Source organism: Clostridium sartagoforme AAU1 (genome assembly GCF_000401215.1).
Taxonomy (GTDB): domain Bacteria; phylum Bacillota; class Clostridia; order Clostridiales; family Clostridiaceae; genus Clostridium; species Clostridium sartagoforme.
This window is the reverse complement of record NZ_ASRV01000014.1, coordinates 1-26,130: the sequence shown is the minus strand read 5'-3', so window position 1 is coordinate 26,130 and position 26,130 is coordinate 1. Positions and strand designations below refer to the sequence as shown.

Here is a 26,130-nt window from a genome sequence, read left to right as displayed (position 1 = left end):
TAAATTATTTTATAATAAAGTAATTTAAATACAGTCTATAAATTTTTAATTACATAGTTATAAAATAACTAATTTATTTGCATTCTCTAGAGTTTTCGTGATTGTATTTACACCAATTAAAGTAATCTTCATAGTCATACTTATTAGATTTCTTGTCGCACTTATCATCATGAACTTTTTTACAACATATACAGCATATATAGCAAGAAGCAGGCTTCTTGTTATTACATTTATTGTCGTGATTATTTTCTTGTTTTTTGCAACATTTATCATGGTGTTTGCAATCGTGTTTATCATAGTCATCATTATTTTTGCAGCATCTATCATGCTTATTGCTTTCTTGTTCTTTATAACATCTATCAAAATAATCATTTTCATGATTATTTTTCTTATTATAATTATTATCATCATAATATTCATTATCATAATCAGTGTAATCATTATAGAATCTATTATTTGAATTACATGTCATAGCAAATTCATCTCCACTAAGATTTATTTTTATAATACACATAGTCTATAATATGTTAATTATATCAAAAGTGTTACAGAGCAGATTAAATTACATAATAGAAATGAGTAATTTTTATTGAAAAGTAATTTATTTTAATTTATAATATGACTTACTATATTTAATTCTATCTTTTTTTATTAGTTAAGAGATAGTATATAATGGAATCTTATAATAATTTGGGATGTTTTAGCATCTCTTTTTTATTTTAAATTATTTTTTTATACGATTTCATTTTATTAAATATACTTTAACTTAAGAAGAACAAATATATATGTTACTTATATATTAGAGAGGTGGAGTGAATACATGGAATTTAAACTAGATATATTTCAAACAATGGCATTAGCAACAGTTGTATTTTACTTTGGAGGATACTTACGAAAAAAGATAAGATTTCTAGAAAAATACTGTATACCGTCTGCAGTAATTGGAGGTATGATTTTTTCGATAATTGCACTTATTTTAAAATTAACAAATGTAGCATCAATAAGTTTAGATACTACATTACAAAATGTTTTTATGACTGCATTTTTTACAAGTATAGGTTACACAGCTAGCCTAAGAATATTAAAAAATGGAGGAGTAAAAGTAGCAATTTTTTTGACGCTTTCAGTTATAATTGTAATTTTACAAGATATAGTTGGTGTTTCATTAGCATCAATATTTAATATTAATCCATTATTAGGTCTAGCTACAGGATCAATTCCTTTAGTTGGAGGGCATGGAACATCAGGTTCTTTTGGACCACTTTTAGAGAATCTTGGTGTTAGTGGGGCTACTACAGTATCTTTTGCATCAGCAACATTTGGATTAGTGATGGGAAGTATTTTAGGTGGCTTTATTGCGAAAACCTTAATAGAGAAAAATAATATTAAAACATCTAAAGAATATCATGATAAAGATATTCCTTTAAGTGACTTTCATCATGATGAAACTGCAGTTCTATCATATAATAGACTTATGAAGGCATCATCATGGATATTTATAGCCATGGGGTTAGGTTCAATTATAACCAAATATATTCAAAGTCTAGGATTAACGTTTCCATCATATATAGGAGCAATGCTTGTAGCAGCAGTTATAAAAAACATACTAGATTTTAAGAAATTTGAACTTGAAGACAAGGAAATAGAAACTATAGGAGGAATTAGTCTTTCTTTCTATCTTTCATTAGCATTAATGGGATTAAAGCTATGGGAGTTATTTGATCTAGCAATTCCGATGATAGTTATGCTTGTTTCTCAAACAATCCTTATGGGGATTTTTGCTTATATAGTTATGTTTAGAGTTATGGGAAGAAATTATGATGCAGCAGTTTTTGCATCAGCTGCTTGTGGATTTGGAATGGGATCAACAGCCAATGCAATAGCTAATATGGATGCATTAACTGATAAATATGGATTTAGTGAAACCCCATATTTTGTAGTACCAATTGTAGGTGGTTTATTCATTGATTTCATAAATTCGGCTGTAATTACTTTATTTATAAATATATTTGGATAATAAATAAAAATTATATTCATTAAAAAGTTCCAATACAAAAGTAGTTTTGTATTGGAACTTTTTTATATTATTCTATTAATCCTTTATTTCTCATTCTTTCCATATCAATAAACAATCCCATACCTGTTTTTAAATGCCCGAATCCCAATTTTTCATAGAAAGGCTCCTTCCCTTTTGCAGCATATAAAATGAAGTTACAGTTAGGAAGTCTTTTAGTTATATTATTTAAAATTAATCTTCCAACTCCCTTACCTTGGTATTCTGGAATTATTGCTAAGTCATAAATAGCTGCTTGTCTAATACCATCTGAAATAGCTCTTCCAAATCCTATTAAAGTATCATTATCAAAAACAAATATAACAGTATGACTGTTTTCAAAGGAAATTCTGTGAGTCTCATTATCAGAATAAGACATACCAACAGTTTTTAATATTTTAACTACATCATTCCAATTTACATTTAAACAATTATCTTGAACTCTCAAGCTCATAAATAAACACCTCATTTTAATCTATAAAATTAATTTATATTATAGCATAAAGTCTATATCTATTAAGTTAAAAAATACTTACAAAATAATTTAAGGAAATTTTTAAAAATTTTTAAAGTGCATATGTAATAGATGTAGGAAGCTAGCTTCAAAAATAAAAATTAAATTAAAAAGGAGAGGATTTAAAATGGCTTTAGTACAAAGACTTATATCATCAGACAAATACAGTATAAAGTGTCCATATTCTATGACACCAAAGGGGATATGCATTCATAACACTGCAAATGATGCAACTGCATCAAATGAAATATCTTATATGCAATCAAATACTAACAGTGTATCTTTCCACATTGCAATAGATGATGTGGAAGCTATTCAAGGAATACCTTTTAATCGTAATGCTTGGCATGCAGGAGATGGCTCAACTGGAGATGGAAACAGAAATTATATATCTGTTGAAATTTGTTATTCAAAATCAGGTGGAACTAAATTTATAAATGCTGAAAAAAGAGCAGCAAAGGAAGTTGCAGCACTATTAAAACAATATGGATGGGGTATAGCTCAAATTAGAAAACATCAAGACTTCAGCGGAAAATATTGTCCTCATAGAACATTAGATATGGGATGGCAAAGATTCTTAAATATGATTCAAGATGAACTAGATATATTAAATCCACCAACAACTGAATTATATAGGGTTAGAAAAACATGGGAAGATTCATCATCACAAATAGGAGCATTTAGTAACTTGCAAAATGCAAAAGATTGCGCAGATGCAAATCCTGGGTATAGTGTATTTAATAGTAGTGGAGTTAAAATATATCCAGTTTCAAATATAGTAGTAGGATCTAAAGTAAAAGTTATAGGAAATAATTATGCAACAGGGGAAGTAATTCCAGATTGGGTTAAGCAAGGAACATACACAGTTAGCCAAATAGTAGATAATAAAGCATTATTAAAAGAAATAACAAGTTGGGTGTATTTAAAAGATTTAGTACTAGCCTAATATAAGGAAAGGTTAAAATGGAAGAGTAGATAAGTTTATAAATTTATCTACTCTTTTTATAAATTTAAATAATTAAATATTTATAATTATATGAATACTCTATTTTTTATATAGAAATATGGTATAATGAAGACAAATATAAAAGAATTTAATAATAGAAGTAAAAAGCAATTTGTTTTAGTTTATATAAGCTTATAGCTAAAATAGTTTGTTTTCAAAATAAAGTGCGATTAGAGAATAAGAGTCAAGCACAAAATAAGGGTAATACCTTTATTTTGTCTTGGCTTTTTTTATTCTTTATGAAATTATGGGAGGTAAAAAATATGTATGATGTAGTAATAATTGGTGCTGGGGTAATTGGAACATCTATTTTCAGGGAATTAACAAAATATAATGTAAAGGTAGCTATCATCGAAAAGGAAAATGATGTTTCTATGGGAACATCAAAAGCCAATTCTGCAATAGTCCATGCTGGATACGATCCAAAGGAAGGAACTTTAATGGCAAAACTTAATGTTAAAGGGAATGAAATGTTTGAAGACATTTGTAAAGAACTAGATGTTCCTTTTAAAAGAAATGGATCTTTAGTGCTTGCTTTTAATGAAGAAGAAGTTAAATCTATAAATAATTTATATGAAAATGGAACAAAAATTGGAGTTAAAAATTTAAGAATACTTGAAAAAGAAGAAATTTTAGATAAGGAGCCAAATATATCAGATAAGGTTCTTAAGGCATTATATGCACCAACAGGCGGAATAGTTGGTGTTATGGAATATACAATCGCCTTAGCTGAAAATGGAGTTTCAAATGGGGGAGAGATAATATTAGATTCAGAAGTAATAAAAATAGAGAAGGATAAGAATTTTAAGATTACAACTAGTAAAAATGAAATAATAGAAGCAAAATTTATAATTAATGCAGCAGGTGTTTATGCTGATAAGGTTCACAATTTAATTTGTAATGAAAGCTTTAAAATAACTCCTAGAAGAGGACAATATTTTGTTATGGATAAGTCTCAAGGTAATTTATTTAGCCATACAATTTTTCAATGTCCATCAACTCTTGGTAAAGGAATTTTAGTAACACCTACAGTTCATGGAAATCTTATTGTAGGGCCAGATGCAGAAAATCTTGAAGATAAAGATGATGTTGCAACAACTAATACAGGACTTGAATATGTGAGAGAAACTACTAAAAAAACAACAGAAAATATTAACTTTAGAGAAAGTATTAGAAATTTTGCAGGGCTTAGAGCAATACCTGATACAAATGATTTTATAATAGAAGAAGCAAAGGATGTACAAGGATTTATTGATGTAGCGGGTATGAAATCTCCGGGTTTATCTTCAGCTCCAGCAATTGCACTAGAGACAATAGAAATTCTTCAATCTATAGGATTGACTAAAGAAAAAAATAAAACTTTTAATGGAAATAGGAAGCAACTTTATTTTATGGATTTATCTAAGGATGAAAAACAAGAACTTATAAAGAAAAATCCTTCTTATGGGAATGTAATTTGTAGATGTGAAGTGATAACTGAAGGAGAAATAGTTGATGCCATATCTAGGTCTTTTGGAGATATAACATTAGATGGAGTAAAAAGAAGATGTAGACCAGGAATGGGAAGATGCCAAGGTGGATTTTGTGGTCCAAAGGTCTTAGAAATTATAGCACGAGAAAAGAAGAAAGACTTTAAGGAAGTTTATCAAGAAAAAGAAAATTCTTATATTTTAGTGGAAAAAACAAAGTAGGGGGATTAATTATGAGATATGATTTAGTAGTAGTTGGAGGAGGCCCAGCAGGTTTAGCTGCAGCTTATGAAGCCTATAATAATGGAGTTAGTAGTATTTTGATTATAGAAAGAGATATGGAACTTGGAGGAATATTGAATCAATGTATTCATAATGGGTTTGGTCTTCATACATTTAAAGAAGAGCTAACAGGCCCAGAATACGCTCAAAGATTCATTAATTTAATTAAAGAAACTAAAATTGAAGTGATGTTAAATACTATGGTACTAGATATTGAAAAAGATAAAACAATACATGCAATAAATTCAGATAATGGATATATGGAGATAAATGCAAAATCAATAATTCTAGCTATGGGATGTAGAGAAAGAACAAGAGGAGCAATTAATATCCCTGGAGATAGGCCATCAGGAATATTTAATGCTGGGACAGCACAAAGATATATGAATATTGAAGGATATATGCCAGGAAAGGAAGTTGTTATTTTAGGATCTGGTGATATAGGTCTTATAATGGCAAGAAGAATGACTTTAGAAGGAGCTAAGGTTAAAGCTGTAGTTGAGCTTATGCCATATTCAAATGGACTTAATAGAAATATAGTGCAATGTTTAAATGATTATGATATACCACTTTATCTTTCTCATACAGTTGTAAATATAGTTGGAGATAAAAGATTAGAAAAGGTTGTTATATGTAAGGTTGATGAAAATAGAAAACCTATAAAAGGAACAGAAATTGAATTTGAATGTGATACTTTATTGTTATCAGTAGGGTTAATACCAGAAAATGAATTATCAAATAAAGTTGGATTAAATGGAGACAAGAGAACTAATGGACTTATAGTTAATGAAAGTATGGAAACTTCAATAGAAGGAATTTTTGCTTGTGGAAACGTTGTTCATGTTCATGATTTAGTTGATTTTGTAACAGGAGAAGCCAAACATGCTGGATTATCAGCAGCTAAATATGTAAAAGATAATTTAGTTAGAAGCGAAGATATTGATATTCTAAATGGAAAAAATATTAATTATACCGTTCCTCAGAAGGTATCAGTTAAAGCTGTAGAGGATAAATTAACAATATTTATGAGGGTTAATAATATTTACAAAGATAAGGTTATTACAGTAAAAAATAAAGATAAGGTAATAGCTAGTTTTAAAAGAAAGCATTTAGCACCTTCTGAAATGGAAAAAATAATTTTAAATAAGAAATTGTTAGAAGGAATCGAAGGAAATATAGTTATATCTTTAGAGGATGGTGAATAATTGTGGTTAAAGAATTAATATGCATAAGTTGTCCTATGGGATGTCATTTGAAAGTAGATACAGAAAAACAAACTGTAACAGGCAATAGCTGTAAAAGAGGCGAGATATATGGAATAAATGAAGTAACAAATCCTGTAAGAGTAGTAACTACAACAGTGAAAATTCAGGGTGGAAGCCACGCAGTTTTACCTGTGAAAACAAAAAGTGCAATACCAAAAGATTTAAACTTTAAATGTGTTGAAGTATTAAATGAAATAACAGTAAAGGCTCCAGTAAAAATGGGAGATATTATTGTTAAAGATATACTTGGAACTGGAGTAGATGTTATTGCTAGTAGAAACATGGAAGAGAGGTGAAGAAGTTAAGAGTTAAAAGTGAAAGAGTTGAGGGGATAATTCATCTTTGATGAATTATGAATATAAAATAATTTGTTAGTAATATGGAATTAAAACATTGAATTAAGTAGAATTAGTTAAAAAATGAAAGAGTGAAAATTTATAATTGAAAAATATTGTAAATAACAGCTATGTAGTATATAATAAATTTAATTATAACAAAAGGAGGGTAGATCATGGCTAATATAGTTAGTAATTCTAAGTTTGTTTTAAATAAACAATGGAAATATAGCAGCTCAGTACAAAAAAGTGCAATTTTAGGCTTTGACGGGAGAAGTGCGTCCATTTTTAGAATAAATGCTGACTATTGTATAAATCCATGATTCTATATCTTACAGTTAATAAATTTATTATATTTAAGCTTGATTATATTTAAGACAAATTTTAGCTATATATAAATTTATAATTCTATTAAGTAAAGATTTTTAGGACTCAAGGTTTTATGCTTTGAGTCATTTTTATACGCAATTTCTCTCATAAGCCTTCTAAATAACTTATTTTAAATTAGGAATAAGTTATTAAATGAGGCTTATTTTATTTATCTAAGAATTTTAATAAAAATTTAAAATAAAGCAGAGAAAAATTTTGGAGGAATTAAAAATGATAGAATTATCTTTAAATAAATTACAAAAATATTATGGTGCAACTATGGTCTTAGAGGATATAACCTTTGATGTTCAAACTTCTGAGAAAGTAGGCATCGTAGGTGGAAATGGTAGCGGTAAAAGTACTCTTTTAAAAATAATTATGGGCATTGAAGAATACGAAAAAGGAAATTTATCTATAAAAAAGGAGCCACATTAGGATATCTTGAACAAATGCCAGTTTATCCAAAAGAGTTTAAAGTAATTGATGTATTAAATTCAGCATTTAAGGATATTGATAAAATGGCTCAAGAATTAAGAAATATGGAAAAGCAACTTTCAAAGTCTAGTGAATGTGATATTGGAAAAATTTTAAATAAATATTCAAATCTTCAATCTGCTTATGAAAGTTTAGGTGGCTATGAAAAAGAAGAAAAGTTAAGCAAGGTATGCACTGGGCTTAAGATAAATAATAAATTTAAGGAAAAGCTATTTTGCAACTTAAGTGGAGGAGAAAAAACTACTATTATATTAGGAAAAATACTACTTCAAAATCCGGATATATTATTGCTAGATGAACCATCGAATCATTTGGATTTAGATTCGATGGAATGGCTTGAAGATTATCTTAAGCAGTATAAAGGTATAGTAATAATAGTATCTCATGACAGGTATTTCTTAGATAATGTAGTAACTAAAATAATTGAAATAGAAGATATGAAGTCAAAAACTTATTTTGGTAATTATACTGAGTTTGTAAAGGAAAAAGAAATACAGCTACAACTTCAAATGAATGAATTTTTAGAACAACAAAAAAAGATTAAGGCTATTGAAAAGTCTATATCTCAGTTAAGAGATTGGGGAGCTAGAGGAGATAATGAAAAGTTCTTTAAAAGAGCAGCCAGTATGCAAAAGTTGCTTAATAAAATTCAAAGAATAGAGAAACCTATTTTAGAAAAAGAAAGAATTAATATTAATGTAAAAAATGCAGATAGGTCAGGAAATGAAGTCATAGTAATAAAGGATCTATGTAAGAGATACGAAGAAAAGGTTCTTTTAAATAAAGCACAACTACTTATAAGAAATAAAGAAGCTGTAGCTTTAATAGGTCAAAATGGTTGTGGAAAATCAACAATGATTAAAATTTTACTTGGAACAGATAATGCAGACAGTGGCATAGCAGCTTTAGGAAGTTCTATAAAATTAGGTTATCTTCCACAAAATATAATATTTGATGATGAAGAGCAAACTATATTAGAAGCCTTTAGGAATGACATAGTTATAAGTGAAGGAAAAGCAAGAGAGTATTTAGCAAAATATATGTTCTTTGGCGAAGATGTTTTTAAAAGGGTTGGAAGCCTTTCTGGAGGAGAAAGAAGTAAGCTTAAATTAGCTATGTTAATGCACAATGAATTAAATTTATTGATTTTAGATGAGCCAACAAATCATTTAGATATTGATTCAAGAGAAGAATTAGAAGAGTTCTTAAAAGAGTTTAACGGGACACTTTTATTTATATCTCATGATAGATATTTCATAAATAGTATAGCTAGTAGAGTAGTTGAATTATCAAGAGGTTCTCTTATTTCTTATAATGGTAACTATGAATACTATAAAGAAAAAGTAGTGCAGGCAAAAGCTATAAATGTTACTATAGATACTAAAGCAAGTAAAGTTAAAGAAGAAAAATCTTTTATATTTGAAAAGAAATCTAATAATAAGTGGAAAGTAGATAAATTAGAAAAGGATATAGAACAATTAGAAGAAGATTTAAAAACCATAGAAGATGAAATAAATAAGTTTTGTGATGACTATGAGAAGTTAAATGAATTATACAATAAAAAAATAAATTTTGAAAAAGAACTTGAAATATTAATGGAAGAGTATTTTAATAACAATTAAAAAATATTATTTACTTCATTATATTATGTTTTTTCAAAATCAAAAATAAACAAAAAACTCTAGTATAAAAGATTATTAAGAATTAATAATAATACTAGAGTTTTTTTTAGATATATTTACGAAAAAAGTTTAAGTAGAAGAAAAAAATAAAGCATAGATTTATAAATATGATATAATATAAAAGAAATAAAAGGAAAAATACACAATGAAAAATTCGGAGGTATAGTTATGAATAAAGGTTTAAGATTAGATTTATCTAAAGTAGAACCATATGCGAAATTACAAGAATTAGACCATATGGAAGCAATGGTAAAAGCAGCACATGATACTCTTCACAACAAAACAGGTGCAGGAAATGACTTTTTGGGATGGCTTGATTTACCTGTCAATTATGACAAAGAAGAATTTTCAAGAATAAAAAATGCAGCAGAAAAAATTAAGAAAAACTCACAAGCTTTGATAGTTATAGGAATTGGTGGTTCATACCTAGGACCTAGAGCAGCTATAGAAATGTTAAATAGCAATTTTCATAATGTGTTAGGAAATGATAAAAGAAATGACCCAAAGGTATTCTTTGTTGGAAATAATATAAGTTCAACATATTTAGCAGATCTTTTAGATGCAATAGAAGGCATTGATATAAGTGTAAATGTTATTTCGAAATCAGGTACAACAACAGAACCTGCAATAGCATTTAGAGTGTTTAAAGATTATATGGAAAAGAAATATGGAGTGGATGGAGCTAAGGAAAGAATTTATGCAACTACTGACAAAAGTAAAGGGGCATTAAAATCATTAGCTAATGAAATGGGGTATGAAACATTTGTAATTCCAGATGATGTTGGTGGAAGATTTTCAGTTTTAACTGCAGTTGGTTTACTACCAATAGCAGTTGCAGGAATTAATATAGATGAAATGATGCAAGGAGCTGCAGATGCAAGAGAGGCATATGCTACAGCAGATTTAAAAAATAATGATTGTTATAAATATGCTGCAATGAGAAATGCATTATACAACAAAGGTAAAGATATAGAAATCTTAGTTAACTATGAGCCAGGTTTACACTACTTTAATGAATGGTGGAAACAATTATTTGGAGAATCAGAAGGAAAAGATCAAAAAGGAATATTCCCAGCAGCTGTTGACTTTTCAACTGACCTACACTCAATGGGACAATTTATCCAAGAGGGTAATAGAATAATGTTCGAGACTGTTCTTAATGTAGAAAAGGCAAAGAGAGAGCTTACTATAGAAAAAGCTGAAGGAGATTTAGATGGATTAAATTTCTTAGCTGGAAAAACTATAGATTTTGTTAATAAACAAGCATTTAATGGAACTTTATTAGCACATAATGATGGCGGAGTTCCAAACATGGTAGTAAATATCCCAGAACTTAGCCCATATTACTTTGGATACATGGTTTACTTCTTTGAAAAAGCTTGTGGAATAAGTGGATACTTACTAGGAGTAAATCCATTTGATCAACCAGGAGTTGAAGCATATAAGAAAAATATGTTTGCTTTACTAGGAAAACCTGGATATGAAGAATTAAAAGCTGAATTGGAAGCAAAATTAAAATAATGAGAATTATAGTAGATGGAGATGCCTGTCCGGGTATCTCCATAATTCAAGATGTAGCAAGAAAATATGAATTAGAATTAATAGTTTTTTGTGATATACATCATTTTATAACTTTAGATTACGGAGAAGTTAAAGTTGTAGATAGTGGATTTCAAAGTGTGGATATGTATGTAGTTAATCATTGTAAGTCAAATGATGTAGTAATTAGTCAAGATTACGGTGTTGCAGCAATTTGCTTAGGAAAAAAAGCTCATATATTAAACCCAAAGGGATATTTATATACAGAAGAGAATATAGATAGAATGCTAGAAGAAAGGCATATTTCTCAGAAAATTAGAAGAGCAGGTGGAAGAACCTCAAATCCAAAGAAAAGAACAATAGAAGATGATATAAGGCTAAAGAAAAACTTAATAAGAATAATAGAATGTAATTTAAAAGGATAAACTGTAGAAATATAAAGGACGGTTTATCCTTATTTTTTTTATTGATGACAAATTTCGTTTTATATTTTGTTATGTAAACTGTATAATAATATTAGGGAAAATTGAGAAAAATAGGGTGGGTAGATATGAGTGAATTATTAATAACTTTTGATAAAGAAAGTCCATCATTAGTAGATGAAAAAATAAATATAAAAGTGATGCCAGAAGAAAGTGAAGTAGAGTGCAAGTTTTTAGAAGGTGCTCCAGGAGAAAGAAATTTAACTTGGAAGCCAATTCAAGATTTTTCAGATAAAAAGGAATGTCAATGGAGACCAAGAAAATCAGGAGATTATATGATAATGGTCCAATATAAAGATAAAAATTCGAAAAAGATTAAAAATACAAAGATAAGTTATCAAATAAAGGGGATAGAAGAAAAAGATGTTTTAGAAAACAACAATAAAAATAATAAGTTGATAAAAGATATAATAATAGATAAGACATCTTTAGTTATAGGAGATAAAATAAACTTAGAAGTTCTTGCATCAGAAGATGAAGAAATATTATTATATAGATTTTGGGTTAAAGGAAAGCAAGGATGGGAACCTCTTAAAGACTACAGTATAGAAAATAAGTTAACTTATACAACAACAAAGGCAGAAGATGGTGAAATATTAATTGAATGCAAAAGACCATCATCAAAGGAAAATGTAGATGATTTTACAACTGTGATATTTAAAGTAAAAGAGCAGCCAATTATAGAAATAAATACTTTTGAATGCTTAAGTGAAAATTTATTAATAAATGAAGAATTGATATTTAAGGTAGGCGTAAACTGTGATAATAGTAGAACAATTTTATATAAGTTTTTAAGAATGGATAGTAATGGAAGAATAAATTGTGTACAGGATTATTCCACTAAAAATATAATATCAATTTCAGAAAAGCAAAAGGGAGAATATAAGTTATTATGTTATGTGAGAGATATTTTTTCTAATAAGCAATATGATGATAGAGCTTGCATGATATATTCTGTAAAAGCCTATGATGAAATAAAAATAAGAAAATTTTCTTCTGATTCAAATTCACCTCAAGTTGAAGGAAGCAATATACTATTTAAATCTTCGGTAATAGGGGGAAAGGAAATACTGTATAGATATATAGTTGAAGGACCAGTTGCTGAAGATACAGGATATATAAGATCAAGAAACTTTAATTGGGAGACTAAAATTGAAGGAGATTATAAAATAATATTGAAAGTTAAAGATATTTCCTTCGATGGTGATTATGAAGATATAAGAGAGTTGAATTTTAAAATAGATAAGAAGGGTGAAAAACCTGTAAAAATAACAGATATAACAGCAAGCAAAACAAGAGGATGCATAAAAAATGAACCTATAAATATTAAGGTTAAGGCAGAGGGTGGAACAGAACTTAAATATTCTTTTGTTGTTTATAAGAATGGCAAAGAAAAAGAAAGAAGTAATTATGGAATAACAAATTGGGTTAACTTTACTCCAGAGGAAAGTGGAGAATATGAAGTTGAAATTAGAGTAATAGATAAATATTCATCTAAAGAATATGATTGTCATGATTTTATATTCTTTAAAGTGAGAGATTATGAAGAAGCTGAAATAGATTATGTATTACTTTCACCAAAAGAAATATATTTAGTTGGAGATATTATTGAACTTGAAACAATAGTACAAAATACTAAGAATATTTTATTAAGGTATGTAACGAAAATAAATGGACATGAAGTTGAAGACACAGGATTTATTGAAAGTAAAAGATTGAGATTAAAGCCAAAATGTTCAGGGAAATATACCTTTGAAATTTATGCGAAAAATATATTATGTAATGAAGAGTATGATATAAAAAAAGAATTATCACTTTATGTTCATGAAGCTATTCCAGTTAGTAACACAAAAATAATAATAAGAAATAATAATATTATTGCTAATAATGAAGTAACATTTGATGTAAGTAGCGAAGGCGGAAAAGAAGTATGTTATGAATTTTATATTATGGAAAAGGGAAATTGGGTAAGAGTACAAAGTTATAGTAGAAAAAATTATTATACTTTTTTACCATTTTCAACAGGAAATTATAGAATTTTAGTACTTAGCAAGAGTTACTATAAAAAGATTAATTATGAAGATTATACATTATTAGAATTTGAAGTTAAGGCTTAAGAATAGTATAATTAATACGATATTTATAGCAAAAGTAAAATTCGGGGGGAACAAATGTGAATATTTCTAAAGTAGAAGAGTTTATGGGAAGCGTTGTTAGTAAAGAAGCTTTAAAAAAAGCAATAGGCGATGGACCAGAATTTGATATTGTCTATGAAGCATTATTAAACAGTAATGAAGAAAATATTTTTAATAGCAATAATGAAGAAAGTTCAGAAAGTTATATTCCCGCAGCTGTAGGACAAAAACTTGAAAATATTCCTCTTAGAATAAGAACTGAACCTATAAAAACAGGGGAATTATATTTAAATAGAACAAATAGTGATACAAGTTTAAACATAAGTTTTGATAACTTATACACAGATTTAAGTCAAGATACTACAGTTGATGTGGAAAAAATATATTCTACTGTTGATAAATACTCACAAAAATATGGAGTAGATAAAAATTTAGTACTAGCTATAATAAAGCAAGAATCAAATTTTAATCCTAATGCTGTTTCATCAGCAGGTGCAAAGGGTCTTATGCAATTAATGGACTTTAATTCAGAAGCATATGGATTAACCAATCCATATGACATCGATCAAAATATAGAAGCTGGAGTTAAACATATTAAATCATATTTAGATATGTATAATGGAAATTTAGAAATGGCACTAATGGCTTATAACGGTGGGCCTGGAACAATGGAGAGAAGAGGGGTTAAATCTGCTAGTGATTTATATAAAATGCCACAAGAAACTCAAAATTATGTTCCGAAAATACTAAGTAACTATAGAAACTATAGTAATAATGCGTAAGAGAAATGAAAGAGTGAAAAAGGTAAAGAGTGAAAAGTTAGGTAAATAATTCGTCTATGCAGAATTATAAAAAATAAAATAATGAGTTATGAATAATTAGTAATGGATATAATTTTTGAGGATTATGTCCATTATTTTTTGATTTAGCCAATTTATTTAAAGCATAAAAGGATTTTATTATTAACTTTTTCACCTTTAATTTCAAAGATTATGTAAAAACATTAACTTTAATTGTTAATTGTCAATTGTTAATTGTTAATTCTCTCCTTGTGTCTTTTGATTTTAAGTAATAAAATAAGTGATAAAGGCTCAATATAATAATTAAGAAAGAAGGTGCTTTAATGGAAAGACTAGATAAGGTTTTATCTAATTTAGGATATGGAACTAGAAAAGAAATTAAGCAGGTTGCAAAGAAGGGACTTATTAAGGTAAATGGTGAAATTGTAAAGGATAATGGTATGCAGGTTAATCCTGAAGTAGACAGGATTTCTATAAATGGAGAAGAAATATTTTATAGAAAGTACATATACTTAATGATGAATAAGCCTGATGGGGTTATTTCTGCAACTTTTGATAATAGGGATGAAACTGTTATTGATTTATTAGAAATAGAGCATCAAGTGTTTAATCCGTTTCCTATAGGAAGGTTGGATAAGGATACAGTTGGGTTATTATTACTTACAAATGATGGTGAGTTAAACCACAGGCTTATATCCCCAAAGTGGAAGGTGGATAAAATTTATTATGCAAAAATAGATAAATTGGTGACAGATAGTGATATAAAGAAATTTGAAAGTGGAATAACGTTAGATGATGGATATATTTGCAAAGAGGCTAAGCTTGAAATTATTAAAGCTTCTGAAGAGGGGTCAGAGGTTATGATTACTATTCAAGAAGGCAAGTTCCACCAAGTAAAGAGGATGTTCGAAGCAGTTGATAAAAAAGTAACTTATTTAAAAAGAGTAGAGTTTGGAACATTAAAATTAGATGAGGATTTAGAAGAGGGCGAATATAGAGAATTAACAGATGAGGAAGTAGCTACTTTAAAAGGATTTTAACGAACGTTTAAATAAAGTGAATGTTTAACATTCACAAAGAACAAACTTTACAATAATATTATCAAAATATCTTGCATTTTATAATGAGATGCACTATAATGTTTTTGCAAGGATAAATAAAAGGAATAAATAGCCCCCTTTTTATTTATTGCTTATTGCTAAAGCGCAACCTGGCCCCAAGGGTTGCGTTTTTTGTTGTTCATTTTTATATATAAACGTTTACCTTATATAAAATTATAACATTTAAGGAAGGTAAACATTTTCAGAGAGGTCTGTTGAATTACTTGACTATATATTAAAATAAAACTAAACATTATTTTAATATGTAATTTTATGAATATTAAATTCTTAAAAATTGCATTTTTAAGAATTGTGTATGATTTATTTGAAACAAAACAATCATTAATATTAAATAATGAAAGTATTATTGCAAAAAGATAAATTAATTATGTTGATTGACTGAAATAAGGTAAGAGTATAAAATTACAATAAGGAAAATATATACAAATAACTGTAATCTAATTAATGCTTTTAGGCAACAATATAAAAGATATGTATGTTATAATATGTTAGTAATAGGAAAGGAGTCTGTACAAATGGATTTAAAGTCATTACTTAACAAAGAACAATATGAAGGGGCTACTACTATAGAAGGTCAAGTATTAATATTAGCAGGAGCTGGTTCAGGTAAGACCAGAGTTTTGACACATAGAATGGCTCATATGATAGATGATTTAGGAATTTTACCATATAAAATATTGGCTATTACCTTTACTAATAAAGCTGCAAAAGAAATGAAGGATAGAGTTAAAGCTTTAATAGGTGAAAGAGCTGAGGATATGTGGATATCTACTTTTCACTCAACTTGTGTAAGAATCCTTAGAAGAGAAATAGAAAAGTTAGGATATAAAAGAAGTTTTACAATATATGATACTTCAGATCAAAAGACACTTATAAAAGAGTGTATGAAAGCTTTAAATATAAATGATAAAGATATAACAGAACAAGAGATAATGAGTAAAATTAGTAAGGCTAAGGATAATATGCAAAGCCCTGCAAGTTTCATGAGAGAGCATGAAAGTAATTTTAGAGAAAAGAAAATAGCCGATGTATATCAAATGTATCAAAAGAGGCTTAAGGAAAATAATGCTTTAGACTTTGATGATTTAATTGCTAAAACTGTAGAATTATTTAAAACCGATAAAGAAACATTGGAGTTTTATCAAAGAAAATTTCAATATATTATGGTGGATGAATATCAAGATACTAATAAGGTCCAATATGAATTAGTTAGACTTTTAGCGGAAAAATACAAAAATGTATGTGTGGTGGGTGATGATGACCAATGCCTAGTTGAAGGAACATTAATTCAAGGTGAAGATAAAATTTATAAAATAGAGGAATTAAAGGCTTCAGATAAAATTAGAGTGGCAGCAGGAAATGGAGAAAGTACTTTATTAAAAATAAAAGATATATCTAAAAGAGAATATAATGGAACAGTGGTAAGGATAACTACAAATACTGGAAAGATAATAAAGGGAACACCAAATCACATAAGTTTTGCAAGAGTTACTGTGAGAGAAGATAAATACTATGTTTATTTGATGTATAAAAAAGGTTTTGGATATAGAATAGGTCAAACTTCAGCAGTACGAAGCAGAAAAGGTATTGATGTAAGTGGATTGGCTGTAAGACTAAATGGAGAGCAAGCAGATAAAATGTGGATAATAAAGGTTTGTAATTCAAGAGGTGAAGCCACTTATTATGAAGAATACTATTCTGTAAAATATGGCATTCCAAAGGTTGTGTTTAATTCAAGAGGAAGACATATTTCGTTAACTCAAGAACAAATAAATAAATTGTTTAAAGAAATAAACACATATGATAGTGCACAAAAGCTAATGGATGAAGAATATCTTTATTTAGATTATCCTCACCATATAAGTTCAGCTGTAATAAGGGGAGAAAGTGTAAGAAAGATAGTAAATGTAAGCTTCTTTGGTGGACGTAAATGTGAAGAAAGAGGTTTATATTCACATAGAATAGGTTTAAACTCATCAGGAGAAGAAAGTAAAAATAAACTTATTGAAGCCGGATTTAATGTCAGAAATGGGCAAAGAAATACCTTTAGAGTAGAAACGGAACGTGCCTTGTATGATGATGCTGAAGAATTTTCAAGCAAGCTTGCATCTGTAGAAGATGCTTATGAGGTTTTCAGAAAAGCAAAATTAACATCAGATAATACCTTTAAATTCATGCCTTTGGGAAGCATGAAGGAAGGAATGGCAATTGCAGTTTTAGAGGGAAAAAAGGTAATTGAAGATATTATAACTTCAGTAGAAATCGAAGATTATGAAGGTTATGTATATGATTTAAATATAGATAATGCAAGAAATTATATAGCTAATGATGTAGTTGTTCATAATTGTATATATCAATGGAGAGGTGCAGATATAAGAAATATATTAGACTTTGAAAAAGATTATCCAGAGGCAAAAGTTATAAAGCTTGAGCAAAATTATCGTTCAAAAGGAAATATATTAGATGCTGCCAATGTTGTAATTGTAAATAATGCAAATAGAAAAAGTAAAGTTTTAAGAACAGAACAAGAATCAGGAAATAAAATAAAGGTTTATAGAGCTTATTCAGATAGTGATGAAGGTGATTTTGTTGCAACTCAAATAAATAAAATAAAGCAAGAAGAAGAGAAAAAGTATAAAGATTTTGCAATTCTTTATAGAACAAATGCTCAATCACGTATATTTGAAGAAAGTCTAAGAAGAAAGGCTATACCTTATAGGATTTTAGGCGGAACAAGGTTTTATGATAGAAAAGAAATTAAGGATATGATTTCATATCTGAAGGTACTTGTTAATCCTACAGACAGTGTAAGCTTAAGAAGAATTATAAATGTACCTAAGAGAGGTATTGGAGATGCAACGGTAAATAAAGTTATTGACTTTGCAGATGATTATGAATTATCTTTATGGGATGCCTTAAGTACAGTAAGAAATATTCCAACTCTTACAGCAAGAAATTGTGGTGGAATAGAAATTTTTATGGAAATGATGGATAAGTTCATGGAATTAAGTGAAATACTACCTGTATCTAACTTAATTGAAACTATATTAAAGGAAACTGGATATATATCAGAATTAGAAAAATCAAAAGAAATAGAAGATAAAAGTAGAATAGAAAACTTAAAGGAGTTAGTTTCTGATGCAGTTGATTTTGAAAGAAGCAGTGAAGATAAAACCCTTTTAGCATATTTAGAAAAAGTTTCCTTAGTTCAAGATACAGATAAACTAAAAGAAGAAGATGATGCTATAGTTTTAATGACTGTGCATAGTGCTAAGGGATTAGAATTTCCAGTTGTATTTATGGTTGGAATGGAAAATGGAATATTCCCAGGAACAGCATCCTTTGATAGTGAATCTGAAATGGAGGAATCAAGAAGACTTTGTTATGTTGGTATAACAAGAGCAAAAGAGCAATTATTTATGACGTCAGCAGAAGTTAGAAGGCAATTTGGTAGAACTGTTGCATATGCTCAATCAGATTTTATAGCAGAAATAAAATCTGATTTAAAGGAATATGTTTCAGGAAATAATTCAGCACAAAGTACTAGGACTTCAATGTTTCCACGAGATAATAGAAATAATAATCCACATAGTTTAAGGAACAATTCAATAAATATGCCTAAACCTAAGGAACAAAATATACAATCATCTCTTTCAAAGGATGATGTTACTATAGGAAGAAAAGTAAAGCATAGTAAATTTGGTGTTGGAACAATAGTATCAATAGCAAATTCAGGAGATGATAAAAAACTTACAATAGCTTTTGATAATCAAGGAGTAAAAATATTAATGCTTTCATTAGCAAACCTAGAACTTATGTAAAAAGGGAACAGTATAATTAGTTTACAGTGCACAACGCACAGTTCACAGTTTATTTTGCATTGTGAGTGATTAAATAACAGGCATTAGGTAACAGGGAACAAGTGTCAGGTAAAAGGAATAAGTAACAGGGAACGAGTGCTAGGGAGCAGGAAAATTTAGTGCACAGCGCACAATTCATAGCCAGTTTAAGCTTTAGAAAGAATAATTACCATAAGGAATGAAAGAAGTTTTAGTAAACAGATTCAGGAAGACTTTAAACTGAAATAAGCTATTAACTTAGAAACAAAAAACTGTGAATTGTGAACTGATAACTGTGCACTGTGAACTGACTAAAACTGTGCGCTGTGAACTGATAACTGTGAACTGGAAAAGAGGTGTGTTTTATTTGGATAAAAAGCAAAGAATAGAAGAATTAGTAGAAGAATTAAATAGATATGCTTATGAGTATTATTCACTAGATAATCCATCTGTTACAGATAAGGAGTATGATGAAAAGTATTATGAATTAAAATCTTTAGAAGAAGAAACAGGATATGTATTATCATATTCTCCTACACTAAGGGTTGGAGATAGAATATTAGAAGGATTTACTAAATATACTCATAAGGCTAGACTATGGAGCTTAGACAAAGCTCAAAGTGTAGGAGAACTACAGGATTGGCATAATAGAAATTTAAAATTTATAAAAGAGATGAATTCAAGGGGAGAAAATTTACCAGCTCCTAGATATGTATTAACAAAGAAATTTGATGGATTAACTATAAATTTAACTTATGATGAAAATGGAATACTATCATCTGCAGCTACAAGAGGAAATGGAGAAGTGGGTGAAGAGGTTTCTGCACAAGTAAAAACAATAAAATCAATACCATTAAAAATAAATTGTAAAGATGTATTTGAGGTTCATGGTGAAGCCATAATGACTACAGAAGCTTTTGAAAATTATAATAAGGATGCTGTTATTCCTCTTAAAAATTTAAGAAATGGTGCAGCGGGAGCTTTAAGAAATCTTAACTTAAAAGAAACAGCTAAAAGAAATTTATCAGCATTTTTTTATGATGTAGGATATAAAGAAGGTGAAGATTTTAAAACATATGAAGAAATGTTAGACTTCATAAAGGAAAAAGGGCTTCCAATAGATAATTATGTTAAGTTTTGTACTACTCTTGAAGAAATAGAAAGAGAAATAAACTATATAAGAGATATAAGGTTTGAATTAAATTATGATATTGATGGAGTAGTTATTGCTATTGATGATATAAGAACAAGAGAGTTGATGGGATATACAGTAAAATTTCCAAAGTGGGCAATAGCATATAAATTTGAAGCGCAAGAAGCTACAACAAAGCTTTTAGATGTAGAATGGAATGTTGGTAGAAGTGGAAGAGTAGGCCCTACTGCTATACTAGAACCTATAGAGCTAGCTGGAGTAACTGTAAAAAGAGCAACTTTAAATAATATAGATGATATAAGAAGAAAAGGTGTGAAAATAGGCTCAGAAGTTTTTGTAAGAAGATCTAATGATGTTATTCCTGAAATAATGGGAGTAGTTACAGAATCATTAGAAGAGACACAAGAAATAAATGTTCCAAATGTTTGCCCAGCATGTGGAGCACATCTTGTTCAAAATGGAGTTCATTATTTCTGTGAAAATACTCTTTCATGTAAACCGCAAATGGTAAAAACTATTGTTCACTTTGCATCAAGAGATGCTATGAATATTGAAGGCTTTTCAGAAAAAACAGCAGAACAGTTATTTGAAAAGCTAGATATAAAATCTATAGCAGACTTATATAAGCTTAAAAAAGATGAATTATTACAGTTAGAGAAGTTTGGACCAAAGAAAGCACAAAACTTATTAGGTGCAGTTGAAAGAAGTAAAGATTGTGAATTATATAGATTTATATATTCTTTAGGGATTCCTAATGTTGGAGTTAAGACTGCTAAAGATTTAGTTAATAAGTTTAAGTCATTAGATGGATTAAAAAGAGCAACTTTTGATGAGTTAGTTTCAGTACAGGATGTTGGTGGAATTGTAGCTAAATGCGTTTTAGAGTTCTTTAAAGAAGAAAAGACATTAAATACAATAAGTGAGCTTTTAGAACTTGGTGTTAACCCTAGGTTCGAGGAAAAAGAAATAATAGCAAGTCCTTTTGAAGGAAAAACTGTAGTTGTAACAGGTACTTTAAAAAATTATTCAAGAACAGATATTAAGTCAAAGCTTGAATTACTTGGAGCTAAGGTTTCAGGAAGTGTAAGTAAAAAAACTGATTTTGTAATAGCTGGAGATGAAGCTGGTTCAAAATTGGATAAAGCTATCGAACTTGGAGTAAATGTATTAAATGAAGAGGAGTTTGAAGCTATAATAAAGGAGTAAGTAGAAATGGGTAAATTTAGAGCTAAGGATTTTTTTACATTAATATGTACTTTAGCTGCAATAGCAACTAGTGTAATTATAGTTCTTACCTTTTTAACCACATATCATTTCATAAATATCATGCCTATATTTAATTCTTATCTATTATTACAAATAGGAATATGCTTAACTATGGCATTATGGGCAATAAGATTTTTTATATACAGATCAGGTAGAGAAAAATATATATATTCATCAATATGTATAATTATATCTGTTGTAAGTTTATTTTTTATAATAAACTTAGTAAAATAAATTAGCTAATAAATAAAATAGAAGTAGGTTTAAAATCTACTTCTATTTTATTATTTTAGTTGTGATTTTAAAGAGGAACATATTTCTCAAATTTTTGAATTACATCTTCATAAATATTATCTAATATCTTAAAATCTATAGAGTTTATATAATAAGATTCTAAATCATCATGAAGTCTATGAGCTTCAGAAATTAAAAAAATAGCTTTATTAATTAAGTCATAAAAAACTTTTTTATTGTAATTTATATCTTCCTTATTTCTTGAAAGTATAGAGGTATTACAGAAATCTTCAATATTATATAATTTTCCATTAAAGGAAGTTTGACTGATTTCATTTTCTGTTAAGACACAGGTAGAAATTTCAGGAATTAAAATATGCTCTATTCTTTCAGGAATGAACGGATCATGCATATATTCCACGAAGTAGCCTTTCTTTTGAGCAAGTTTACCTATTTCTAATAAAATAGTTGTTTTACTAAATCCAGGACCGCCTTTTAATACAAATTTATGCTTAAATTCATTAGTAAGGTCATTAGCAAAAGTGATTATTCCATTTGGAGTAAATGCCGTTGCAAATAAATGTCTTTCATCACCAAATCCAGGTTTTTGCTTATTAAAGATTTCTTCTTTTAGGCTTTCAGATATAGTTATTATTTTACTATATTCCAAAGCACTAGAATTTAATCTACTCCAGTCATCATGGATAGACTTTGCAGAAGATAGAAATGTATAAGCTCTTTGAAAATTATTGCTAATATCCTTACAAATATTCATAATGTTCCCCTTATTTGAAGAAAGAGCATCAGTGTCAAGTGCAATCCCCATATTAAGGATTTCATCTACTGCGCCTGGATGAATTGGATCAACCATATGAGGTGATGTACCATCTAAAATGGCTAATCCTAGTTCCTTTATAACAATTCCATCTAAAGAATTATTATCAGAAGAACAATGATGATATTCTATAGAATATCCTTTATTCTTAAAGTGGGCAGCAACTTTTTTCATTAAAGAGGACTTGCCTGTTCCAGGGCCACCTTTCATGCAGATAATTCTATTCGCATCTTTTTGTGTTAATATATACTTATAAAATGAGAAAAATCCCTTATAAGTATTTCCTCCTGGAAAAAGATGCCTTTCTTTTGGATAAGTCAAGTATATCACTCCTAATAATTGTTTTATTCATTTAATTTTCAATAATAATATATGTGTATATTTAGAAAGTGAAACAATATTAGTAAATTTAATATTATGTATAATATTAACTAACAACTTTTAAATATACAGAAAGTTTCAATTAATAAAAAGACAAAAAATGCATATACTTTTAATATTACAAATTAAAAATATGGTTTTTTATAATATTTTCATTAAAATATTATAAAAAATAAAAATATATAAAAAAAATCAAAAAAAGTATTGAATAAAAATAAAAAATAGGTGTATAATTATGCTATCGCAATTTTGAGAGATTGTATATTTAATCATAATAAGTAATTAATTATAAAGAGGGGGAATTTGAAATGAAAAAAGGAATGATAAAGAAAATTTTAGCTGTAACTATAGTTGGGGTTATGGGATTAGGTTTAGTAAGCTGTGGTGGAAAGAAAGATGCTAAAGATAAACTTTCAGAAATAAAAGAAAAAGGCAAATTAGTAGTTGGTTTAAGTGCAGACTATGCTCCATACGAGTTTCATATATTAGATGAGAATGGACAAGATAAAATAGTTGGATTTGATGTTGATATAGCAAATGAAATAGCAAAGGATCTTGGAGTAGAATTAGAATTACAAGATATGAATTTTGAAAATTTAGTAGCTGGAGTTTCTTCAGGTAAAATAGATTTAGCTATATCAGGAATGACTCCAGATGAGGAAAGAAAAAAATCAATAGATTTCTCAGATATATATTACACTGCTGAACATGGTATGTTAGTAAGAGTAGCTGATAAAGATAAATATAAAACATTTGAAGATTTAAAGGGACAAAAGGTTGGAGCACAAATGGGTGCTATTCAAGCAGAAATAGCAGAAGAGAAAGTGCCAGAAGCAAATCTTCAATTACTTTCAAATGTTAATGATTTAGTTCTTGCTTTAAAGGGTGGAAAAATTGAAGCTTTAGTAGTAGAATTACCAGTTGCTCAAATGATAGTTAAAAATAATCCAGAACTTACAATCGGAGAAGAAAAAGTAAAAGATACTGAAGGTGGTTCTGCAGTAGGAATTCAAAAGAATCAAGAAGCTTTATTAGAGAAGGTAAATGCTACAATCAATAGAATTAAAGAAGAAAAGTTATTAGATAAATTTATTATAGAAGCAAATGAATTGGCAGAAAAGCAAAAATAATTATTAAGGAGGGTATAAGCCTTGTCATTAGATTTTAGTGTATTAGCTGGAAATATGGATTATTTCTATAAGGGTGTTCAGTGGACAATATTAATATCACTTTTAAGTGTTCTATTTGGAGTTATATTTGGTGCATTATTAACTCTTATGAAAAGATCAAAATTTAAAATTGGAAAAGTAAAACCTCTAAGTATGTTGGCAACAGCATATATAGAAATAATTAGAGGAACGCCAATGTTATTACAAATTATGTTAGTTTATTATGGATTTGATCAGTTATTAAATATAAATATGGATCCTCTACCAGCTGGTATTATAGCAGTTTCTTTAAATTCAGCAGCCTATGTTTCTGAGATTATAAGAGCAGGTATAGATGCTGTAGATAAGGGACAATTAGAAGCTGCAAGAAGTCTAGGAATGAGTCAATTTATGGCTATGAGGCTTATAATAATGCCACAAGCAACTAAGAACATTTTACCTGCTATAGGTAATGAATTTGTTACAGTAATAAAGGAATCTTCAATGGCATCTGTAATAGGGGTTGGAGAAATTATGTATAGTGCAAAAGTCATTACAGGAAAAACTTTTAGAGCATTTGAACCTTTAATTGTTGCAGCTATATTCTATTTTGTTATTACATTTACGCTTGGAAGAATTATGAATTATATAGAAAGGAGAATGAAGGCTAGTGATTCACGTTAATAACTTGCATAAGTATTTTGGAGAAAATGAAGTTTTAAAAGGCATTAATGAAAACATAAAAAAAGGTGAAGTTGTGGTTGTAATTGGTCCTTCAGGCTCTGGGAAAAGCACTTTTCTAAGATGTTTAAATTTATTAGAAGCACCAACAGATGGTGAGATAATATTTGAAGGTCAAAATATAACAGATAAAAATATAGATATAAATAAAATAAGAGAAAAAATGGGAATGGTATTTCAACAATTTAATTTATTCCCACATAAGACAGTTTTAGAAAATATAACTATATCGCCTATAAATGTAAAAAATAAATCAAAAGCAGAAGCTGAAAAAATAGCAAAAGATTTACTAGCAAAAGTTGGATTGCTAGAAAAATCTGATGCTTATCCATCATCTTTATCAGGTGGACAAAAGCAAAGAATTGCAATAGCAAGAGCCTTAGCTATGGAACCAGATGTTATGCTATTTGATGAACCAACATCTGCTTTAGATCCAGAAATGGTTGGGGAAGTTTTAAATGTTATGAAAAGCCTAGCTAAAGAAGGAATGACTATGGTTGTTGTAACTCATGAAATGGGATTTGCAAAGGAAGTTGGAGATAGAATAATATTTATGGATGGCGGTAATATAGTAGAACAAGGAGTACCAGAAGAAATATTTACAAATCCTAAGAATCCAAGAACTATAGATTTCTTATCAAAAGTACTTTAGAGATTTAAAAATCAGTTTTGTATTTATACGAAGCTGATTTTTTTCTTTAATAAATTATAAAAAGTTTATCATGAGAATAAGTATTTATAATTTCTTCCTTTAGTGGCGAAGGTTCATATATAGGTTCATGTTGACTTAGAGTGAAAGGTTGGAATAATGAAACTTATATGACCTTTTCTAATTTTTTGTTATAAAATTAGATTATAATAATATATATAATAATGAAATAGTGAAAGATAAAAGTATAAGAAAGTTAAGATATGAAAAGATATGGAGTATTTATATTTGCCAGATAAAAAAATGATAATGACTAATTACTAATTATTATTAATAT

General features: G+C 28.3%; 22 protein-coding genes and 1 pseudogene. 20 read left to right on the top strand and 3 right to left on the bottom strand.

Annotated elements, in window-relative coordinates; all coding sequences use genetic code 11:
* Positions 1-73: 73 nt before the first annotated feature.
* Entirely contained in the window at positions 74-514 is a 441-nt protein-coding gene (locus A500_RS00805) for a hypothetical protein (protein ID WP_157453592.1), read from the bottom strand.
* 306 nt (positions 515-820) lie between these two features.
* On the opposite strand from A500_RS00805, the gene gltS reads away from it, so the two are divergent.
* Positions 821-2,017: a sodium/glutamate symporter gene (gene gltS / locus A500_RS00800; RefSeq protein ID WP_016205699.1), complete on the top strand. Its 1,197-nt coding sequence runs from the start codon at positions 821-823 to the stop codon at positions 2,015-2,017.
* A 67-nt stretch (positions 2,018-2,084) separates the two neighbouring features.
* On the opposite strand, the gene A500_RS00795 is transcribed toward gltS, so the two are convergent.
* Positions 2,085-2,507: a GNAT family N-acetyltransferase gene (locus A500_RS00795; protein WP_016205698.1), complete on the bottom strand. Its 423-nt coding sequence runs from the start codon at positions 2,505-2,507 to the stop codon at positions 2,085-2,087.
* Between the two features lie 187 nt (positions 2,508-2,694).
* Between A500_RS00795 and A500_RS21855 the strand changes: the two genes are divergently transcribed.
* The 16 genes and pseudogenes from A500_RS21855 to A500_RS00730 all read left to right on the top strand — a co-directional run bounded on the left by A500_RS21855 (position 2,695) and on the right by A500_RS00730 (position 22,039).
* The gene (locus A500_RS21855; RefSeq protein ID WP_016205697.1) at positions 2,695-3,513 is read left to right on the top strand and encodes a peptidoglycan recognition protein family protein; all 819 of its coding nucleotides are present in this window, start codon (positions 2,695-2,697) and stop codon (positions 3,511-3,513) included.
* Between the two features lie 323 nt (positions 3,514-3,836).
* Complete coding sequence (locus A500_RS00785) at positions 3,837-5,264, top strand: NAD(P)/FAD-dependent oxidoreductase (RefSeq protein ID WP_016205696.1); 1,428 nt, start codon at positions 3,837-3,839, stop codon at positions 5,262-5,264.
* Positions 5,265-5,275: 11 nt separating this feature from the next.
* Complete coding sequence (locus A500_RS00780) at positions 5,276-6,529, top strand: NAD(P)/FAD-dependent oxidoreductase (protein WP_016205695.1); 1,254 nt, start codon at positions 5,276-5,278, stop codon at positions 6,527-6,529.
* Positions 6,530-6,531: 2 nt separating this feature from the next.
* Entirely contained in the window at positions 6,532-6,885 is a 354-nt protein-coding gene (locus A500_RS00775; protein ID WP_016205694.1) for a DUF1667 domain-containing protein, read from the top strand.
* A 215-nt stretch (positions 6,886-7,100) separates the two neighbouring features.
* Positions 7,101-7,247 (top strand): hypothetical protein, encoded by a 147-nt coding sequence (locus A500_RS20645; protein ID WP_172654997.1) that lies wholly within the window; start codon positions 7,101-7,103, stop codon positions 7,245-7,247.
* A 277-nt stretch (positions 7,248-7,524) separates the two neighbouring features.
* On the top strand, positions 7,525-7,728 hold the full coding sequence (locus A500_RS22120) for an ATP-binding cassette domain-containing protein (RefSeq protein ID WP_479723482.1): 204 nt from the start codon (positions 7,525-7,527) through the stop codon (positions 7,726-7,728).
* A gap of 14 nt (positions 7,729-7,742) precedes the next feature.
* Positions 7,743-9,410 carry a ribosomal protection-like ABC-F family protein gene (gene abc-f, locus A500_RS21560; RefSeq protein ID WP_479723481.1) on the top strand — a complete coding sequence of 556 codons (1,668 nt, stop codon included), beginning with the start codon at positions 7,743-7,745 and terminating at the stop codon, positions 9,408-9,410.
* A gap of 228 nt (positions 9,411-9,638) precedes the next feature.
* Positions 9,639-10,991: a glucose-6-phosphate isomerase gene (locus A500_RS00765; RefSeq protein WP_016205693.1), complete on the top strand. Its 1,353-nt coding sequence runs from the start codon at positions 9,639-9,641 to the stop codon at positions 10,989-10,991.
* On the top strand, positions 10,991-11,434 hold the full coding sequence (locus tag A500_RS00760; protein ID WP_016205692.1) for a YaiI/YqxD family protein: 444 nt from the start codon (positions 10,991-10,993) through the stop codon (positions 11,432-11,434). Before A500_RS00765 ends, A500_RS00760 begins: the two co-directional genes overlap by 1 nt.
* A 125-nt stretch (positions 11,435-11,559) precedes the next feature.
* Positions 11,560-13,608, top strand: coding sequence for a triple tyrosine motif-containing protein (locus A500_RS00755; protein ID WP_016205691.1), 2,049 nt, complete (start codon positions 11,560-11,562; stop codon positions 13,606-13,608).
* Between the two features lie 56 nt (positions 13,609-13,664).
* Positions 13,665-14,408: a lytic transglycosylase domain-containing protein gene (locus A500_RS00750; protein ID WP_016205690.1), complete on the top strand. Its 744-nt coding sequence runs from the start codon at positions 13,665-13,667 to the stop codon at positions 14,406-14,408.
* A gap of 341 nt (positions 14,409-14,749) precedes the next feature.
* Positions 14,750-15,466, top strand: a complete 717-nt coding sequence (locus tag A500_RS00745; RefSeq protein ID WP_016205689.1) for a pseudouridine synthase — start codon at positions 14,750-14,752, stop codon at positions 15,464-15,466.
* Between the two features lie 566 nt (positions 15,467-16,032).
* Positions 16,033-16,767 (top strand): annotated as a pseudogene (locus tag A500_RS22000) (ATP-dependent helicase); the annotation flags it as partial.
* A gap of 24 nt (positions 16,768-16,791) precedes the next feature.
* The gene (locus tag A500_RS00740; protein WP_423219269.1) at positions 16,792-19,368 is read left to right on the top strand and encodes a 3'-5' exonuclease; all 2,577 of its coding nucleotides are present in this window, start codon (positions 16,792-16,794) and stop codon (positions 19,366-19,368) included.
* 385 nt (positions 19,369-19,753) lie between these two features.
* A complete protein-coding gene (ligA, locus tag A500_RS00735; RefSeq protein ID WP_016205687.1) occupies positions 19,754-21,745 on the top strand; it encodes an NAD-dependent DNA ligase LigA in 1,992 nt (663 codons plus the stop codon).
* Between the two features lie 6 nt (positions 21,746-21,751).
* Positions 21,752-22,039, top strand: a complete 288-nt coding sequence (locus A500_RS00730; RefSeq protein ID WP_016205686.1) for a hypothetical protein — start codon at positions 21,752-21,754, stop codon at positions 22,037-22,039.
* Positions 22,040-22,106: 67 nt separating this feature from the next.
* On the opposite strand, the gene A500_RS00725 is transcribed toward A500_RS00730, so the two are convergent.
* Complete coding sequence (locus A500_RS00725; protein ID WP_423219268.1) at positions 22,107-23,204, bottom strand: PRK06851 family protein; 1,098 nt, start codon at positions 23,202-23,204, stop codon at positions 22,107-22,109.
* Between the two features lie 359 nt (positions 23,205-23,563).
* Between A500_RS00725 and A500_RS00720 the strand changes: the two genes are divergently transcribed.
* Genes A500_RS00720 through A500_RS00710 form a run of 3 tightly spaced genes read left to right on the top strand, consistent with a single transcriptional unit; the run spans position 23,564 to position 25,796 of the window.
* Complete coding sequence (locus tag A500_RS00720; RefSeq protein WP_016205684.1) at positions 23,564-24,385, top strand: transporter substrate-binding domain-containing protein; 822 nt, start codon at positions 23,564-23,566, stop codon at positions 24,383-24,385.
* 54 nt (positions 24,386-24,439) lie between these two features.
* Positions 24,440-25,087, top strand: a complete 648-nt coding sequence (locus tag A500_RS00715; protein WP_040436367.1) for an amino acid ABC transporter permease — start codon at positions 24,440-24,442, stop codon at positions 25,085-25,087.
* The gene (locus A500_RS00710; protein ID WP_016205682.1) at positions 25,074-25,796 is read left to right on the top strand and encodes an amino acid ABC transporter ATP-binding protein; all 723 of its coding nucleotides are present in this window, start codon (positions 25,074-25,076) and stop codon (positions 25,794-25,796) included. Before A500_RS00715 ends, A500_RS00710 begins: the two co-directional genes overlap by 14 nt.
* Positions 25,797-26,130 lie beyond the last annotated feature (334 nt).

Excerpts from the sequence above, each read along its gene's own strand:
- A500_RS00805 (WP_157453592.1), bottom strand. The coding sequence starts at position 514 with ATGTGTATTATAAAAATAAATCTTAGTGGAGATGAATTTGCTATGACA.
- gltS (WP_016205699.1), top strand. The coding sequence starts at position 821 with ATGGAATTTAAACTAGATATATTTCAAACAATGGCATTAGCAACAGTT.
- A500_RS00795 (WP_016205698.1), bottom strand. The coding sequence starts at position 2,507 with ATGAGCTTGAGAGTTCAAGATAATTGTTTAAATGTAAATTGGAATGAT.
- A500_RS21855 (WP_016205697.1), top strand. The coding sequence starts at position 2,695 with ATGGCTTTAGTACAAAGACTTATATCATCAGACAAATACAGTATAAAG.
- A500_RS00785 (WP_016205696.1), top strand. The coding sequence starts at position 3,837 with ATGTATGATGTAGTAATAATTGGTGCTGGGGTAATTGGAACATCTATT.
- A500_RS00780 (WP_016205695.1), top strand. The coding sequence starts at position 5,276 with ATGAGATATGATTTAGTAGTAGTTGGAGGAGGCCCAGCAGGTTTAGCT.
- A500_RS20645 (WP_172654997.1), top strand. The coding sequence starts at position 7,101 with ATGGCTAATATAGTTAGTAATTCTAAGTTTGTTTTAAATAAACAATGG.
- A500_RS22120 (WP_479723482.1), top strand. The coding sequence starts at position 7,525 with ATGATAGAATTATCTTTAAATAAATTACAAAAATATTATGGTGCAACT.
- abc-f (WP_479723481.1), top strand. The coding sequence starts at position 7,743 with ATGCCAGTTTATCCAAAAGAGTTTAAAGTAATTGATGTATTAAATTCA.
- A500_RS00765 (WP_016205693.1), top strand. The coding sequence starts at position 9,639 with ATGAATAAAGGTTTAAGATTAGATTTATCTAAAGTAGAACCATATGCG.
- A500_RS00760 (WP_016205692.1), top strand. The coding sequence starts at position 10,991 with ATGAGAATTATAGTAGATGGAGATGCCTGTCCGGGTATCTCCATAATT.
- A500_RS00755 (WP_016205691.1), top strand. The coding sequence starts at position 11,560 with ATGAGTGAATTATTAATAACTTTTGATAAAGAAAGTCCATCATTAGTA.
- A500_RS00745 (WP_016205689.1), top strand. The coding sequence starts at position 14,750 with ATGGAAAGACTAGATAAGGTTTTATCTAATTTAGGATATGGAACTAGA.
- A500_RS00730 (WP_016205686.1), top strand. The coding sequence starts at position 21,752 with ATGGGTAAATTTAGAGCTAAGGATTTTTTTACATTAATATGTACTTTA.
- A500_RS00720 (WP_016205684.1), top strand. The coding sequence starts at position 23,564 with ATGAAAAAAGGAATGATAAAGAAAATTTTAGCTGTAACTATAGTTGGG.
- A500_RS00715 (WP_040436367.1), top strand. The coding sequence starts at position 24,440 with ATGGATTATTTCTATAAGGGTGTTCAGTGGACAATATTAATATCACTT.